A 15158-nucleotide genomic window follows, 5' to 3' on the forward strand; every position below is an offset into this window, starting at 1 on the left:
TCTAACGACAGATGGCCGGCATACCGACCCACAATGGAGCACTTCGAAACACCCAAAAATCTTTCATTTTCAAGCGATGTTACCCCGTGGGTACGCGAAGTGCAATATGCGGAATATAAACCGGTAAAAACGACGCCTGGCCGGTCCGCAGTAGGGCGGCCGAGGGTGGCAGCCGGCGCAGGGACAGACAGGACGCGAGAATTCGTGGCGGCCAAGGAGCGCATCGACCTCCTCGTCCTGATGACCCGCACATTGGAAAAGCTTCTGGAACTGCGACGGCTCGAAATGCTCGCCGCCCAAGGCGGTGACGAGGACGAGGCCGAGACGGCGCGGCTTCGCGAGGAGTTGTTGAACCGGCTGCGCAGCCTCGATGCGCGGCGGCGGGCTGGACCGGCGCTGTTCGACACCGCTACGGGCGCGTTCGCCGGCGACGCCGCGACGCCGCCGAGCGACGGGGCGGCCCCAACGCCGGAGAAGCGGGGCACCGATGAACCGGCCGGCGTGCCGGCAGGGGCCTGATGACGGACGCTGCGGAGCGGGAAGGGAAGATAGAGGGCGGACAAAAGGACGCCCGACCTTTGTCGGACACCGAATTCTGGGACCAGACCGGCGATACCCTTGAGCAAACTTCGGCATCCGCGCTTCGGGCGGCGATGCCGATGTGGCCGTCCTATGCAAGGCCAGCTCAATTGCCGCCGCCCGGCGCGTGGCGGCAATGGCTGCTGATCGGCGGCCGGGGATCCGGCAAGACCCGAGCTGGTGCGGAATGGGTGCGGGCGATGGCGGCGGGCGATGGGCTATTCGCCACCCGGCCGCATGGCCGGATCGCACTGATCGCCGAAACGCTCGGTGATGCGCGCGAGGTGATGGTCGACGGCGAAAGCGGGCTAATGGCCGTCTCGACAGGACCGCGGCCGGTTTTCGAGGTGAGCCGCCGCCGGGTGGTGTTTGCGAACGGTGCGATCGCCCAGATCTTTTCGTCGGAGGATCCGGACGCGCTGCGTGGCTACCAATTCGATGCGGCCTGGGGCGATGAATTCGCCAAATGGGTCCATGGCGAGGCCTGTTTCGACAATTTGCAGTTCGGATTGCGACTTGGCGAGCAACCCCGGGCGCTGTTCACGACGACGCCGCGGCCGATCCCGCTCTTGAAGCGGCTGATCGCCGATCCGGCGACGGTGACGAGCCACATGCGAACGGCGGAGAACGCCCGCAATCTCGCGCCTGGCTTTTTGGCCGCGATGGATGCCCGTTATGGCGGCTCCCGGCTCGGGCGACAGGAACTGGAAGGTCTGATGATCGAAGCGCGGGAGGACGCGCTGTTCGATCTACAAGCGATCGAGCGCGCGCGTGTGAGGGCCGCGCCGGATTTGCGACGCATCGTGGTGGCGATCGATCCGCCGGCGACGGCGACGGCGCGCTCCGATGCCTGCGGCATCGTGGCGGCCGGGTGTGCCGCCGACGGCATCGTCTACGTCCTTGCGGATGCCTCGCGCCAAGGGGCCAAACCGCATGAGTGGGCAGGGACGGCGGTGGCGCTTTACGAGCGGCTGGCGGCCGACCGCATCATCGCGGAAGTCAACCAGGGCGGGGATATGGTCGAGGCGGTGATCCGGACCTGCGCACCGCAAGTGCCGTTCCGTGCCGTGCGGGCAAGCCGCGGCAAATGGGTGCGGGCGGAGCCAGTGGCGGCGCTTTACGAACAGGGCCGCGTGCGCCATGCGGGACGGTTTCCCGAGCTCGAGGATGAAATGGCCGATTTCGGTCCCGATGGGCTGACGGGCGGCCGGTCACCCGACCGGCTCGACGCACTGGTTTGGGCCGTGACGGCTTTGATGGGACCGGCGCGGGAACCACGGGTTCGTGGCTTTTAAGCCGGGCGGCGCCGAAGACGATAACCTGGAGACATCGATGGGACTGATGACGACGATCGCCGGTTGGCTCGGCGGCGCTGAGACGCGCGCGCCCGTCGGTGCGAATGCCGCGGGACGCGAAAGCAAGGCTGCGGGCTATGCCGGCGGCACGCTGGTGTTCTCGGGCACGGCCGATCCCGGCGCCTGGAGCGAACGATCCTACGAGGCGCTGGCGCGGCTCGGTTTCATGCAAAACCCGATCGTCTACCGTTCGGTGCGACTGATCGCGGAGACCGCGGCGGCCATTCCCTTTGTTCTTTACGACGGTGCGAATGAGGTCGTCCGGCATCCGATCCTCGATCTGCTGCGCAGGCCGAACACCGCGACGGATGGGCCGAGCCTCATCGAGACGTTGTGCGGCCATCTGCTCCTGTCGGGCAACGCCTATCTCGAGGTGGCAAACTTCGAAAGTGAGATCAAAGCGCTGTATTCGCTGCGTCCGGATAGGGTCCGGATCATCGAAGGGCGCGACGGATGGCCGGATGGCTACGAGTACAGGGCCGGCCATTCGGTCCGCCGCATCGCCGCCGAAGGCAGCGACGGCCGGCCAAGCGCGCTCCTGCATGTGCGCCTGTTCCATCCGCTGGCGGAGATGGCCGGCTATTCGCCGCTAGCCGCCGCGCAAACGGCGCTCGACCTGCACAACGCCGCCTCGCGCTGGAACAAGGCGCTGCTGGATAATTCCGCCCGTCCGTCCGGGGCACTGGTCTACCAGCCCACCGACGGCGGCAATCTCGCGCCGGAGCAATTCGACCGCCTCAAGGCTGAGCTCGAAAGCGGCTATGCCGGATCGGCGCGCGCTGGTCGGCCGATGCTGCTCGAAGGCGGGCTGGACTGGAAGGCGATGGCGCTGTCGCCGAAGGACATGGACTTCATCGAGGCCCGCAACGGCGCGGCGCGCGACATCGCGCTGGCCTTCGGCGTGCCGCCGATGCTGCTCGGCATACCGGGCGACCTGACCTACGCGAACTACGCCGAGGCGAACCGCGCCTTTTTCCGGCTGACCGTGCTGCCCTTGATAACCCGGTTGAGCGGAGCGATCGGCGACTGGCTCGGCGGCCATTTCGCGGCGCCCGAGCTTAGGCTCGGCGTCGATCTCGACCAGGTGGACGGCCTAAGCGCCGAACGAGAGGCGCTCTGGGCGCGGGTCGGCGCGGCGGACTTCCTGACGCGTTCGGAAAAGCGCGTGGCCGTTGGGTACGGGGCAGAGGAGTAACGCCGAAATCGAGGCCAAAAAAGAGCGGCAACCGATCAGTTCCGCTCCAAAGGCCTGTTTCGCCAACAAGATTTCAGGACGACAGAACGATGCAAACGACCCATGCGATTGTTAACGTGAAGCCTCGTGGCGGCGCTGCCGGCGCCAGGTGGCCACGATGAGCGCCGAGCCGCTGTCGGCCCTGGCGCTGTGGGTCGCCAAGATCGCAGGCGCCGTCGCGGGGTCGGCCATTTCGGTCGCCTATCTATTGCCGCACGGACGGCGCGAGGCGGCGTCGCGATTTCTCATAGGGATTGTCACCGGCGTCGTCTTCGGCCCGCCAGCCGGGCTGATGCTGGCCGAGCATCTGGGTCTCGACGAGACCCTGAGCTCGACGGAGCTGGTGCTGATGGGGTCGGCCTCGGCCAGCCTTTGCGCCTGGTGGGCGCTCGGCATTCTCGCGCGCTTCGCGGAACGGCTGTTCAGCGTCCGGGACAAGGCGCCATGGAGGGACCGATGACCTACGAACAGGCGTCGACCGAACTCGTCGGACCCGACGCTTCCGGTCGTCTGCGGGGCTACGCCGCGATCTTCGGGGACGCGGATCTTGCGGGCGACGTCATCGAGCCCGGCGCGTTTACCGGATCCGTCGTGACGCGGGGCGTGTCGGGCATTCGCATGCTCTGGCAGCACGATCCCGGCCGCCCCGTCGGAACCTGGGCACTGATCCGGGAAGACCGGACGGGGCTCTATGTCGAAGGCCGGCTCGCGCTTCGCACGCAAGCCGGTCACGAGGCGGCCGAACTGATCGCCGCCGGGGCGCTGGACGGGCTGTCGATCGGCTTCAAGACCAAGCTCGCGCGGCGGGCGGTCGGACCGATCCGCCGACGCCTCGTCACCATCGACCTGTGGGAGATCTCTCTGGTGACCTTTCCGATGCAGGAACGCGCACGGCTCATGGCCGGGTCGATCTGGCCCGGCCGGAAACGGCGGGCTGTGGCCGCCTGAGCGCCGATCGCGACGCGACAGTCCGCTGACCATCCATCCCAAGCAGAACGGAGAACCGCATGAGCGACATTTCCAACGCAGCGCCGGAGACGAAGGCGCACGGCCCCGAGGCGGGTTCGGCTTTCCATGACTTCATGGAGGCCTTCGAGAGCTTCCGGGAAGCCAATGACGAACGCCTCGGCGATATCGAGAAGCGCATGAGCGCCGACGTCATCACCGAGGAAAAGGTCGACCGCATCAACAAGGCGCTCGAAGAGCAGGAGCGGCGCTTCGAGCGGTTGGTGCTGAAGGAGACCCGCCCGGCGCTCGGCGGTTTGGAGCGCCGGCAGAACGCCGGTCCGAGCGAGCATAAGCAGGCCTTCGAGCGCTATGTCCGCGCCGGTGACGAACAGGGCATGCGCCGGATCGAGGAAAAGGCGATGTCGAGCCTGAGCGGAGCCGACGGCGGCTTCCTGGTGCCCGACGAGACGGAAACCGAGATCGGCCGGCGCCTCGCGGCGATCTCGCCGATCCGCTCCATCGCCACGGTGCGCACGGTCTCCGCCGCGGTCCTGAAGAAGCCCTTCGCGATCTCCGGGGCGCAGACCGGCTGGGTGGGCGAAGCCGACGCCCGGCCGCAGACGACGGCGCCGCAGCTCGCCGAACTCACCTTTCCGACCATGGAACTCTACGCCATGCCGGCGGCGACGAACGCGCTGCTCGATGACGCGGCGGTCGATATCGACCGGTGGATCGGCGAGGAGGTCGAACAGGCCTTCGCGGCCCAGGAGGGCACCGCTTTCGTCAATGGCGACGGCATAGCCAAGCCGAAGGGCTTCATGACCTATCCAACGGTAGCAGAAAGCGCCTGGGCGTGGGGTTCGATCGGCACCGTCGCCACCGGCGCTGCCGGCGGTTTCGCGGCCAGCGGCGCGGCGGACGCAGTGCTCGATCTCGTCTATGCGCTGAAGGCCGGCTATCGGCAGAACGCCAGCTTCGTCATGAACCGGCGCACGCAGGCGGCCGTGCGCAAGTTGAAGGACGCTGACGGCACCTATCTGTGGCAACCGCCGACCGGCGCCGGCGCACGGGCAACGTTGATGGGCTTTCCGATGGTCGAGGCGGAAGACATGCCCGACATCGCGATGGGCGCGAAGGCGATCGCTTTCGGTGATTTCGGCCGGTTCTACCTCGTCGTGGACCGGCAGGGTGTGCGGGTGCTGCGCGATCCTTACTCGGCCAAGCCCTACGTCCTCTTCTATACGACCAAGCGCGTCGGCGGCGGCGTCCAGGACTTCGACGCCGCCAAGTTCCTCGACTTCTCGCTCTGAGCTTCCCCTGACAGCACCGGCCGGGCAGGACTCTTGCCCGGCCGTTTCCTTTTCCGGAGACGATGATGACGATGATCGACCTTGGCGGTGGCGTCGAGCCGATGACGGCCGCCGATATCAAGATCTGGGCCAGAATCGACCGTGTGGACGAGGACGGGCTGATCGCGAATCTGATCCGCGCCGCCCGCGAAACCATCGAGGCGACCACCGGCCTCGTTCTGGCGCGGCGGACGTTTCGGCTGGCGCTCGACCCGGTTCCGAGCGATGGATGGGTCGAAGTCCGGCTGAGCCCGATCGTCGGCGTGACGTCGATCACCGCCTATGGAGCGGACGGCACGCCGACCGTCTTCGGCGCCTCCGAGGCGGTCGTCGAGCGCGTTCTCGGGATCGAGGCGATCCGGCTGTCGCTAGCAGTGAGGATGGCGGCGGCGAACGGCGTGGAGGTCGAGTTCGAGGCGGGGTTCGCGGTCGGCATGGTTCCGGAGAACCTGCTTCTGGCGCTGCGAACCATCGTGGCGGCGTCGTATGAGTTGCGGGCCGCTGTCGATCCTTCCCAACAGCCGGCCGTCCTTCCTCCGCTGGCCCGCTCGCTGCTCGCCCCCTATCGCAGGGTCCGAATCTGATGGCGCCGCTGTTTCTCGACCCGGCGCTGCTGCGCAAACGCGCAGTTCTGGAAACCGCCGATCTTACGCCGGATGGCGCCGGCGGCGCGTCGACCACATGGCGGGAGCTTCGCGAGCTCTCGGTGCATGTCGAGCCGGTCTCGGTGGTCGCTCGCGAGCGCTTCGATCAGCATGAGGTGGTGGTGACCCATCGGGTGATCTGCCGCTGGACGACCGACGTCGAGCGCGGTCGCGCGTTTCGCCTGGGCACGCGCCGCCTCGCTATCCTTTCGGTGCATGATCCGGACGAGACCGGGCGGTTTCTGGTGTGCCGCTGCGCGGAGGAACGCTGATGCGTATCGAAGCGCGGCTCAAGCGCCTTCGTCTCGGCGCGGCCGCCCATCGCGTGATTGGCGCGGCGCTGGGCAAGGTGCGGCGTACGGGTGGAGAAGCGAGGATTCAATCTCTGCCTTCAACATCGCGAATCCTTAACATTCCCGAGGCATGGTCGATGCTACACGCCGAAGTGTCCGGCAGAACGCTACAAGGCGGGAACGGCGACGCAGAAGCCCCGTTAACGACTCACGACGAGGTTACGAAAATTTAAACCAAACGGTCACGAGCGCCCCTGACAGGAAGGTGCTACACTCCATATATCAACCTGTCAGAAAACGTGAGCGAGGATTTCTGGCCATGGCACATCCCAGCGCTGAATTACAGACGACGATCTTCCAGACACTGACCTCAGACCAGGCCCTGACGACCCTGCTCGGCGGGCCGAAAGTGTTCGACCGCCGTCCGGAACGAGCGAGTTTTCCCTATCTGACGTTCGGCCGAACGGCGGTCGTCGATTGGTCCACAGGGACCGAGGATGGGGCGGAGCATATCCTGACCCTGCACGTCTGGGCGAAGGGCGGCGGCAAGCGCGAGACTTATGAAATCATGGACAAGGTTGCCAGCAAGCTGAACGACGCGACCCTGCCGCTGGAAGGGCACCATCTGGTCAACCTCCAGCTCCAGTTCGCCGAGGCGCGGCAGGAGCCGGACGCGCCGACTTACCACGGCATCCTGCGGTTCCGGGCTGTGACCGAACCGCTGGCCTGATCGCGGGGGCCTATCCGAGATAGCGGCGAGCGCCGCGTCGACATCGATGAAATCAAATCATGGGCGGTCCTTCGGGGCCGCCTTTTTTGTTGGCCGGCTCGCCGGCCGCGCGGGAAAGGACAACGCGACATGGCCGCCCAGAAAGGCAAGGACCTGCTTCTCAAGGTCGACGACAATGGCGACGGCAGCTTCACGACGGTAGCGGGGCTTCGAACGCGGCGGATCGCGTTCAACGCCGAAAGCGTCGACATCACCGACACCGAAAGCGCCGGGCGATGGCGCGAGCTGCTCGGCGGAGCCGGGGTGCAGCGCGCAGCGCTGTCCGGGGCGGGCATCTTCAAGGATGCCGCCTCGGACGCCGCGCTCAGGCAGATCTTCTTCGACGGCCGCGTCGCGCCGTTTCAGGCGGTCATTCCGGATTTCGGCACGATCACCGGGCCGTTCCAGGTGACGGCGCTCGAATATGCCGGCGAGCACAATGGCGAGGTCACCTTCGAGGCAACGCTGGAATCGGCCGGCGCGCTGACCTTCGCGGTGCTGTGAGGATGGCGGTCAATCGGCGGCGCGGCGAAGTTTCCGCAATCATCGATGGGCGTGAGCGCACGCTCTGTCTGACCCTCGGCGCGCTCGCCGAACTCGAAGACGCCTTTGCCTCGGACAATCTGGCGGCGCTCGCCGAACGCTTCGGCGGCGGGCGGCTCTCGGCGCGCGACCTGATGCGCATTCTCGCCGCCGGATTGCGCGGGGCCGGGACGGATGCCAGCGAAGCCGACGTCGCCGCGATGCAAGTCGATGGCGGGGTCGCCGGGGCGGCGACCGTGGCGGCGGCGCTGCTTTCGGCCGCTTTCGGACAGCCGGAGGAGGCGAGCGAGGCACCCGCAAACCCTTGAGCGCCGTGCCGGTAGCGCAAGGGGCCTCCGGCACGGCTTTCCCTTGGCAGGAAGCGATGGAGGCAGGGCTCGGGCTGCTGCGGCTTTCGCCCCAATCCTTCTGGGCGATGACGCCGCGCGAGCTGGCCGCCGCGCTGGCGCCCCTGACCGCGACCGGCGGCGCGATACCGCCGCAACGGGCCGATCTGGCCGCGCTGATGCGGCGCTTCCCCGACTGGGGCACATCACAAGCACAGAGGTGAACGGATGGAACCGGACGAGACGTTGAACGTCGCGATCGTGGCGGACACAAGCGGCTTCGAGCGGGCGATGGGCGATCTGACTCAAAGGGCGAACGCCTTCGGCTCGGCGATCACCTCCGCGCTGAAGGGTGCCGTTGCCGGCGGCCGATCCTTCGACAGCGTGCTGCGCCAGCTCGGGCAGCGCATTTCCACCATCGCACTCGACGCGGCGCTGCGGCCGCTGACCAACATCGCGTCGAGCTTCATCGGCAAGGCGGTTGGCGGATTGACCGGTGCCCTGACGGCTTCAACCCCGACGGGCATTCTGCCCTTTGCCAAGGGCGGCGTCGTCGCGGCGCCAAGCTATTTTCCGACCGGTGGCAAGCTCGGCCTGATGGGCGAGGCGGGGGCGGAGGCGATCCTGCCGCTGAAGCGCGGCGCCGACGGGACCCTGGGCGTCGCAACACCGGCGGCGGGCGCAGGACCGTCGATCGTCTTCAATGTGACGACCCCGGACGCGACCAGCTTCAAGCGCTCGGAGGCGCAGATCCAGGCGATGCTTGCGCGCGCCGCGAGCCGTGGCCGGCGGGGGTTGTAGGAAATGGCCATCGAAGCCTTCAGCGAAGAACGGTTTCCGCTGCGCGTCTCATTCGGCACCAGCGGCGGGCCGGAGCGTCGGACCGAGATCGTGCGCCTGTCGACCGGCTACGAGCACCGCAACCAGCGTCATCGCCATTCGGCCCGACGCTACGATGCCGGCTCGGGGGTCAGGAGCCTCGCCGACCTTGCCGCGGTGCTCGACTTCTTCGAGGCGCGGCGCGGCAAGCTCACCGGGTTCCGCTTTCGCGATCCGCTCGACTGGCGCTCGTCGAATTACGGGCAGGCGGTCACGGCCTTCGACCAGATGATCGGTATTGGCGATGGCGCGACGGCGGACTTTCCGTTGCTGAAAATCTATGGTGACGGGGACGCGGCCTATAGCCGGCCGATCGAAAAACCCGCGCCAGGGACCGTCCGGATCGCCGTCGATGGCACCGAACTCGCCGCCGGCGCGGACTTCAGCGTCGATACCGCCAGCGGCGCGGTGACCCTGTCGGTGCCGCCGGCCGCCGGCCTATCGATCACCGCCGGCTTTGAATTCGACGTGCCGGTGCGCTTCGACATGGACCAGCTCGCCGTCAATGTCGCGGCCTTCGAGGCCGGCGACATCCCATCCATTCCGTTGATCGAGGTGCGGCCGTGAGGCAGATCCCTTCAGGGCTGGCGGGGCGTCTGGAGAGCCCGGCGACGACGCTGGCCCATTGCTGGCGCCTGACCCGGCGCGACGGCGTGGTTCTCGGCTTCACCGACCATGACGAGGCGCTGACCTTCGACGGAACCCGTTTCGAGGCGGCGACAGGTTTGACCGGCGGCGAGGCCGAAGAGGCGCTGGGGCTGGCCGCGCCGACGCGCGAGGTCGAGGGCGCGCTGTCCTCGACGGCGATCGGCGAGGCCGACATTCGCGCCGGCCGCTTCGACGCGGCGCGGGTCGAAACCTTCGTGGTCGACTGGCAAAATCCCGCCGACTTCGTGCTGATGGATGTCGCCGAACTTGGTGAGGTCAAGCATGGCGAGACCGGGTTTGCCGCAGAATTGCGCGGCGTCGCGGCCCAACTCGACCGGGTGCGCGGACGCCTCTATCGGCGCCGCTGCGATGCGGTCTTCGGCGATACCCGCTGCCGGTTTCCGGCGTCCGATCCGCCTTATTCCATCGAAGCCGCCGTCAATGGCGGGGAGGGCGGAACGATCCTGATCGACGGCGATCTGGGCGGTGCGCCGGGAGATTTCGATCACGGACGTTTGGCGTTTCTCGACGGCCCCGCAGTGGGGCTTGCCGCCGATATCGTTGCGGCGAGCGAAACCGGGCTCGGCACGGTTCGCCTTTCGCTCTCCGAGTCGATCGACGCGGGCTTCGTTGCCGGCGACCGGTTGCGGCTGAACCAGGGCTGCGACAAGCGCTTTTCCACTTGCCGCGACCGTTTCGCCAATTCCACGAATTTTCGTGGCTTCCCGCATATGCCGGGCAGCGACGCGGCGCTGGCGGTGGCCAAGGCGGACGGCATCCATGACGGCTCGCCGGTGGTGCCATGAGCGAGCTTGCGCCGTCTCGCGCGCTCGCCGCAGCCCGCGCGTTTCTTGGTACGCCCTATCGTCATCAGGGCAGCCGGCAGGGCGTCGGCTGCGACTGTCTCGGCCTGTTGCGCGGTGTCTGGCGCGCGCTCTATGGGCAAGAACCGGAAGATCCCGGTCCCTACGGCGTCGACTGGTCGATCCGGGGCGGCCCGGACCGGCTGCTGGAGGCAGCGCGGCGGCATCTCATCGCGGTCGATATCGCCGATGCCCGGCCGGGCGACGTCGTGCTGTTTCGATGGCGCGGCGGCGCACCGGCGGCGCATTGCGGCATTCTCGACGAAAGCGGCCGGCTGATCCACGCCTATGAGGGCGCAGCGGTGGTTTCCTCGCCGATGCCGCAGGCCTGGACCCGCCGGATCGCCGGCGCCTTTCGTTTTCCGGAGTAGGTCATGGCCACGATTCTTCTGCAGGCGGCCGGCGGCCTGGTTGGCGGCGTGCTCGGCGGTCCGCTCGGCGCCGTTCTCGGCCGCGCGGCCGGCGCGCTCGCCGGGGCATCGCTCGACGCCTCGCTGTTCGGCGGCACGCGCCGCAGCGAGGGGCCGAGGCTCGGCAACAGCCGCATCATGGAAGCGGACGAGGGCGCCGGTATCGCCAAGGTCTACGGCACGGCGCGGGTCGCAGGTCAGGTGATCTGGACGACGCGCTTCGAGGAGGTCGCGACCACCGAACGGCGCGGCGGCAAGGGCGGCGGCTCGCGCATCGAAACGACGACCTACAGCTATTACGGCAATGTCGCGGTCGGGCTTTGCGAAGGGCCGATCGCTGGCGTCAGGCGGGTGTGGGCGGACGGCGAGGAACTCGATCTTACCGAGACGGTCCACCGTGTCTATCGCGGCGACGAAACGCAAGAGGCCGATCCGCTGATCGAGGCCCGGCAAGGGGCCGGCAACGCGCCCGCCTATCGCGGGCTCGCCTATATCGTGTTTGAGCGGATGCCGCTGGAACGCTGGGGCAACCGCTTGCCGCAGATCTCCTGTGAAATCCTGCGTCCGGTCGGGCGGCTCGAAACCGACTTGCGGGCGATCACCATCATCCCGGGCGCCAGCGAGCACGGTCTCGACCCTATGCCGGTGCGCGAACGGCTCGGCGCGGGCGAGGACCGGGTCGTCAACCGCAACATCCTCCACGGCTCCAGCGACTGGACGGCCGCGCTCGACGAGCTCGGCGCGCTCTGCCCGTCGCTCGATCGCGCCGCCCTCGTCGTTTCCTGGTTCGGCGACGATCTGCGCGCCGGACGTTGCGACCTTCGGCCGGGCGTGGAGATCGTCCAACGCGATGAAACCGAGGTCTGGCGCGCCGGCTCCGTCGATCGGGCCGGTGCGCGGCTGGTCAGTTCCATCGACGGCGGGCCGGCCTTCGGCGGCACGCCCAGCGACCAGGGCGTGCTGCGGGCGATCGCCGATCTCAAGGCGCGTGGGCTGACGGTGACCTATTACCCCTTCATCCTGATGGACGTGCCGCCGGGCAACGGACTTGCCGACCCCTATGGCGGCGCGGAGCAGGCGGCGTTTCCCTGGCGCGGGCGGATGACGCTCGACATCGCCGTCGGTCGCGCCGGTTCGGCCGACGGCACCGCGGCGGCACGGGCCGACATCGCGGCCTTGCTTGGGACAGCCGCGCCGCAGCACTTCACACTCACGACAACCGGCGTCGAATATACCGGGCCGGACGAATGGTCTTACCGACGCATGATCCTGCATCAGGCGAAGCTCGCGGCGGCGGCCGGGGTCGATGCGTTCGTCATCGGTTCGGAGATGCGCGGGTTGACGCGAATCCGCGATCAGGACGGCCGCTTTCCCTTTGTCGAGGGGCTGATCGCCATCGCCGGCGAGGTCAAGGCCATGATGCCGACGGCCGTCGTCACCTACGCGGCCGATTGGAGCGAATATTTTGGCTACCAGCCGACGGACCGCTCCGGCGACGTCTTCTACAATCTCGATCCGCTTTGGGCCTCGCCGTCGATCGACGTCGTCGGCATCGACAATTACCTGCCGCTGGCCGACTGGCGGGACGGGGACGTAGACGCAAACCCGGCGGGACCGCCCTCGCAATACGACCGGGACGGACTGCGGGCCGGGATCGGCGGTGGCGAATATTACGACTGGTACTATGCCAGCGATGCCGACCGGGCGGCACGTATCCGCACGCCGATCACCGACGGCGCGGCCGGCAAGCCGTGGGTCTACCGCGCCAAGGACGTGACGAACTGGTGATCGAACCCGCATGTCGAGCGCCGCGCCGGGGTCGAGACTGCCGAGACCTCCGCATGGGTGCCGATGGGCAAGCCGGTGTGGTTCACCGAGCTTGGCTGCCCGGCGATCGACAAGGGCGCGAACCAGCCGAATGTCTTCGTTGATCCGAAATCATCGGAGAGCTTCGTGCCGCATTTTTCCGCCGGTGGCCGCGACGACCTCGCCCAGCGGCGGTTCCTCGAAGTGCAGCTGGCGTATTGGGACCCGGTGTCGCCGGACTTTGCGGCCGCCGCCAATCCGATCTCGCCGGTCTATGGAGGCCGGATGGTCGATCCGGCCGCGATCCATGTGTGCGCCCTTATGTAGCAAACGCACCAAGCCGTGCGCCAAGCTGCAAAGGGCTAGACGAAAGGGTTCAACGATGAACCGTCTGGCATTTCGTGCGCAAGGCAGCCTTGCGACTCCACAACGACCGCGCGTGCCGCTAGTTTGTGGCTTATGCTCAAATCATTATTCCGGCGAATTCCGTACCTTGAGGCCTTTCGGGCCTTTTTGGAGCAATGGGGCTTGTGGGGTTACCTGCTCGCAGCCGCAGGTCTTGTGATGGCGGGCCTCGTGGGGTTTTGGGGCTGGCTTGAATCTGCCTTGCCATACTGGGCAATATCTATGTTGTTCCTTGCATCGCTTTGTCTTTTGCTGATTGCATTTAATTTTGGGGTCGACGCCGTCCGTAAGATTACCGCGAATCGGATAGACCACGGCGCAGCGGCCGATGATCTAATCAGTCTGAGCGATGAAATGGTTAGAGCCATAAATGATTATGTTCGTGAGCGAGCCCTGCGCCAATCCGGAACGAATACAGATGATGCTGATCCGCACGCCGCATGGCAGCGGTCAGTTCTTGAGGGAAACTTACTAGTTATGTATATAGGAGAGAAATTTGGGCGACGCATAATGGCAGCTGTCATCGTGCTAAAAAGGTTGGAGATACACCTTCCTTTTCACCTATCTCATATAAGCCAACACAACGTAATGGGGACGGCCTCTTTCTTCGGCGCAGTCGGGCAATTGATAAAATCAGGCAATTTGTCTGTCGCCCAAAAAATGGACGATCAGACCGATTGGGATATTTCAAACCTCATCCGATAACGTGACGTTTCGCACCCCGATCCCTGCCAAGCATTGCAACATAAAGCCTGCGGTAAACTTTCCCCGACTGACCTTATTGCGTAGGTTCCGCTCATTCTCTTCAACGCCGATCCCTGCCAACCGTTCGACGAGCTGCGCATAGGTGACGCCACGCCGGGCCATCTCGCCTCGAATGATGCCCTTTGCCTTCTCTTCCCAGTCCGTCCGTTCGACCATGATCCTCGCTCCGCTTTGGGTTACGACCGAACACATAGCGGTTTATAGGGCGAATGTCATCATTTTTGATGCTAAAGTCCTTGACGTAGTGATATGCCATCATCATATTAGGTGCACAAGCACTGGATATGATGACAATGGCGCAGCACTTTCTCCTCTCGGCTCAAGCCCGCACCCTTTCCCTCAAGGCCATCTACAAGGCCGGCGAGGACAAGGCGTATGAGCAGTTCAAAGCGATCCGCTGGGCTTCCACGGGTGGCGAGCCGGTTTGCCCGCGCTGCGGCTGCCTCGATGCCTACAGCATCACCAGCCGTCGCCGCTTCAAGTGCGTGGCCTGCTATCACCAGTTCTCGGTGACGAGCGGCACGATCTTCCATTCCCGCAAGCTGGCCTTTGCCGATTTGCTCGCCGGGATCGCCCTGTTCGTCAACGCGGTCAAAGGCGTCTCGGCTTTGCAGATGGCCCGCGATATCGACGTTCAATACAAGACGGCCTTCGTGATGTGCCACAAGCTGCGGGAAGCGATGTCCAACGAGACGGCGGGCTTCACGCTTGATGATGAAGTCGAGATCGACGGCGCCTATTTCGGCGGTCATGTGAAGCCGGCGAACCGGAAAGAGGATCGGGTCGACCGTCGCCTCAAGGAACACCAGACCGGCACCCGCCGCGTCGTCATCGCCCTTCGCGAGCGCATGGGCCGCACCATGACCTATGTCCGCAATTTCGAGCATGAAGGCGTCGAGATCGCCCGCCAGCTCGTCGCAACCGGCTCGACCGTCTATGCCGACGAAGCGACGCACTGGGATGTCTTGGAAGCGTTCTTCCCGACCGAGCGCATCAATCACTCGGAAGCCTACAGCGAGGGACACGGCAAGCACACCAACTGGGCGGAAAGCTTCTTCTCCCGCCTTCGCCGCATGGTGCGCGGTCAGCATCACGGCGTGTCGCCGAAGTACCTCGCCGCCTACGCCGCGAACGCCGCATGGTGCGAGGATCACCGTCGCCGCGACAACGGCGGCAACGCCTTCGCGCTGGTCGGCAACTCGCTTCTGTCGCCGGTCAGCCGGTCATGGTGCGGGTATTGGCAGCGGTAACGTTTCCAGCCGTACACCAGATTGTTCATTCATATGTGAGATTGCGTATGCGTTCGTATAGCTTATATGGTTCGATTGGACTTGACCCGTCC

20 protein-coding genes and 1 pseudogene are annotated in these 15158 nt (G+C 66.1%); 20 read left to right on the forward strand and 1 reads right to left on the reverse strand.

Annotated features, from left to right (window positions below):
* Positions 1 to 204: 204 nt before the first annotated feature.
* From VQ045_RS06205 to VQ045_RS06295, 19 genes and pseudogenes are all read left to right on the forward strand, one after another.
* A complete protein-coding gene (locus VQ045_RS06205) occupies positions 205 to 519 on the forward strand; it encodes a hypothetical protein (protein WP_331829488.1) in 315 nt (104 codons plus the stop codon).
* 134 nt (positions 520 to 653) lie between these two features.
* Positions 654 to 1874, forward strand: coding sequence for a DNA-packaging protein (locus tag VQ045_RS06210; RefSeq protein WP_442879827.1), 1221 nt, complete (start codon positions 654 to 656; stop codon positions 1872 to 1874).
* Positions 1875 to 1920: 46 nt separating this feature from the next.
* Positions 1921 to 3129, forward strand: a complete 1209-nt coding sequence (locus VQ045_RS06215; RefSeq protein ID WP_442879828.1) for a phage portal protein — start codon at positions 1921 to 1923, stop codon at positions 3127 to 3129.
* A 157-nt stretch (positions 3130 to 3286) separates the two neighbouring features.
* Entirely contained in the window at positions 3287 to 3628 is a 342-nt protein-coding gene (locus VQ045_RS06220; RefSeq protein WP_327625140.1) for a DUF6107 family protein, read from the forward strand.
* On the forward strand, positions 3625 to 4116 hold the full coding sequence (locus VQ045_RS06225) for an HK97 family phage prohead protease (protein WP_327625139.1): 492 nt from the start codon (positions 3625 to 3627) through the stop codon (positions 4114 to 4116). The genes VQ045_RS06220 and VQ045_RS06225 overlap by 4 nt, the downstream gene beginning before the upstream one ends.
* A 59-nt stretch (positions 4117 to 4175) precedes the next feature.
* Positions 4176 to 5426 (forward strand): phage major capsid protein, encoded by a 1251-nt coding sequence (locus VQ045_RS06230; RefSeq protein ID WP_331829490.1) that lies wholly within the window; start codon positions 4176 to 4178, stop codon positions 5424 to 5426.
* 65 nt (positions 5427 to 5491) lie between these two features.
* On the forward strand, positions 5492 to 6049 hold the full coding sequence (locus VQ045_RS06235) for a head-tail connector protein (protein ID WP_331829491.1): 558 nt from the start codon (positions 5492 to 5494) through the stop codon (positions 6047 to 6049).
* Positions 6049 to 6381, forward strand: coding sequence for a phage head closure protein (locus tag VQ045_RS06240; protein WP_327625135.1), 333 nt, complete (start codon positions 6049 to 6051; stop codon positions 6379 to 6381). The genes VQ045_RS06235 and VQ045_RS06240 overlap by 1 nt, the downstream gene beginning before the upstream one ends.
* Positions 6381 to 6635 carry a hypothetical protein gene (locus VQ045_RS06245; protein ID WP_327625134.1) on the forward strand — a complete coding sequence of 85 codons (255 nt, stop codon included), beginning with the start codon at positions 6381 to 6383 and terminating at the stop codon, positions 6633 to 6635. The genes VQ045_RS06240 and VQ045_RS06245 overlap by 1 nt, the downstream gene beginning before the upstream one ends.
* Positions 6636 to 6721: 86 nt before the next feature.
* Positions 6722 to 7132 (forward strand): DUF3168 domain-containing protein, encoded by a 411-nt coding sequence (locus VQ045_RS06250; RefSeq protein WP_327625133.1) that lies wholly within the window; start codon positions 6722 to 6724, stop codon positions 7130 to 7132.
* Positions 7133 to 7261: 129 nt separating this feature from the next.
* The gene (locus tag VQ045_RS06255; protein ID WP_327625132.1) at positions 7262 to 7675 is read left to right on the forward strand and encodes a phage major tail protein, TP901-1 family; all 414 of its coding nucleotides are present in this window, start codon (positions 7262 to 7264) and stop codon (positions 7673 to 7675) included.
* A 2-nt stretch (positions 7676 to 7677) separates the two neighbouring features.
* The gene (locus VQ045_RS06260; RefSeq protein WP_327625131.1) at positions 7678 to 8022 is read left to right on the forward strand and encodes a gene transfer agent family protein; all 345 of its coding nucleotides are present in this window, start codon (positions 7678 to 7680) and stop codon (positions 8020 to 8022) included.
* Between the two features lie 5 nt (positions 8023 to 8027).
* Positions 8028 to 8264 (forward strand): rcc01693 family protein, encoded by a 237-nt coding sequence (locus VQ045_RS06265; RefSeq protein ID WP_442879829.1) that lies wholly within the window; start codon positions 8028 to 8030, stop codon positions 8262 to 8264.
* A gap of 4 nt (positions 8265 to 8268) precedes the next feature.
* Complete coding sequence (locus VQ045_RS06270) at positions 8269 to 8841, forward strand: phage tail tape measure protein (protein WP_442872886.1); 573 nt, start codon at positions 8269 to 8271, stop codon at positions 8839 to 8841.
* Positions 8842 to 8844: 3 nt separating this feature from the next.
* Entirely contained in the window at positions 8845 to 9486 is a 642-nt protein-coding gene (locus VQ045_RS06275) for a DUF2460 domain-containing protein (RefSeq protein WP_331829493.1), read from the forward strand.
* Positions 9483 to 10373, forward strand: coding sequence for a DUF2163 domain-containing protein (locus VQ045_RS06280; RefSeq protein WP_331829494.1), 891 nt, complete (start codon positions 9483 to 9485; stop codon positions 10371 to 10373). The genes VQ045_RS06275 and VQ045_RS06280 overlap by 4 nt, the downstream gene beginning before the upstream one ends.
* Positions 10370 to 10801, forward strand: coding sequence for an NlpC/P60 family protein (locus tag VQ045_RS06285; protein ID WP_331829495.1), 432 nt, complete (start codon positions 10370 to 10372; stop codon positions 10799 to 10801). Before VQ045_RS06280 ends, VQ045_RS06285 begins: the two co-directional genes overlap by 4 nt.
* Positions 10802 to 10804: 3 nt before the next feature.
* Positions 10805 to 12958: pseudogene (locus tag VQ045_RS21960) on the forward strand (baseplate multidomain protein megatron); the annotation flags it as partial.
* Positions 12959 to 13174: 216 nt separating this feature from the next.
* Positions 13175 to 13756, forward strand: a complete 582-nt coding sequence (locus tag VQ045_RS06295) for a hypothetical protein (RefSeq protein WP_331829496.1) — start codon at positions 13175 to 13177, stop codon at positions 13754 to 13756.
* Here VQ045_RS06295 and VQ045_RS06300 read toward each other — a convergent pair.
* Positions 13739 to 13972, reverse strand: coding sequence for a DUF6471 domain-containing protein (locus VQ045_RS06300; protein WP_331829497.1), 234 nt, complete (start codon positions 13970 to 13972; stop codon positions 13739 to 13741). The two genes, VQ045_RS06295 and VQ045_RS06300, sit on opposite strands and share 18 nt — an antisense overlap.
* Positions 13973 to 14109: 137 nt before the next feature.
* On the opposite strand from VQ045_RS06300, the gene VQ045_RS06305 reads away from it, so the two are divergent.
* On the forward strand, positions 14110 to 15066 hold the full coding sequence (locus VQ045_RS06305) for an IS1595 family transposase (RefSeq protein ID WP_331829498.1): 957 nt from the start codon (positions 14110 to 14112) through the stop codon (positions 15064 to 15066).
* The last annotated feature ends 92 nt before the right edge of the window (positions 15067 to 15158 follow it).

Source organism: Aurantimonas sp. E1-2-R+4 (genome assembly GCF_036549515.1).
In the GTDB taxonomy this organism is placed as follows: domain Bacteria; phylum Pseudomonadota; class Alphaproteobacteria; order Rhizobiales; family Rhizobiaceae; genus Aurantimonas; species Aurantimonas coralicida_A.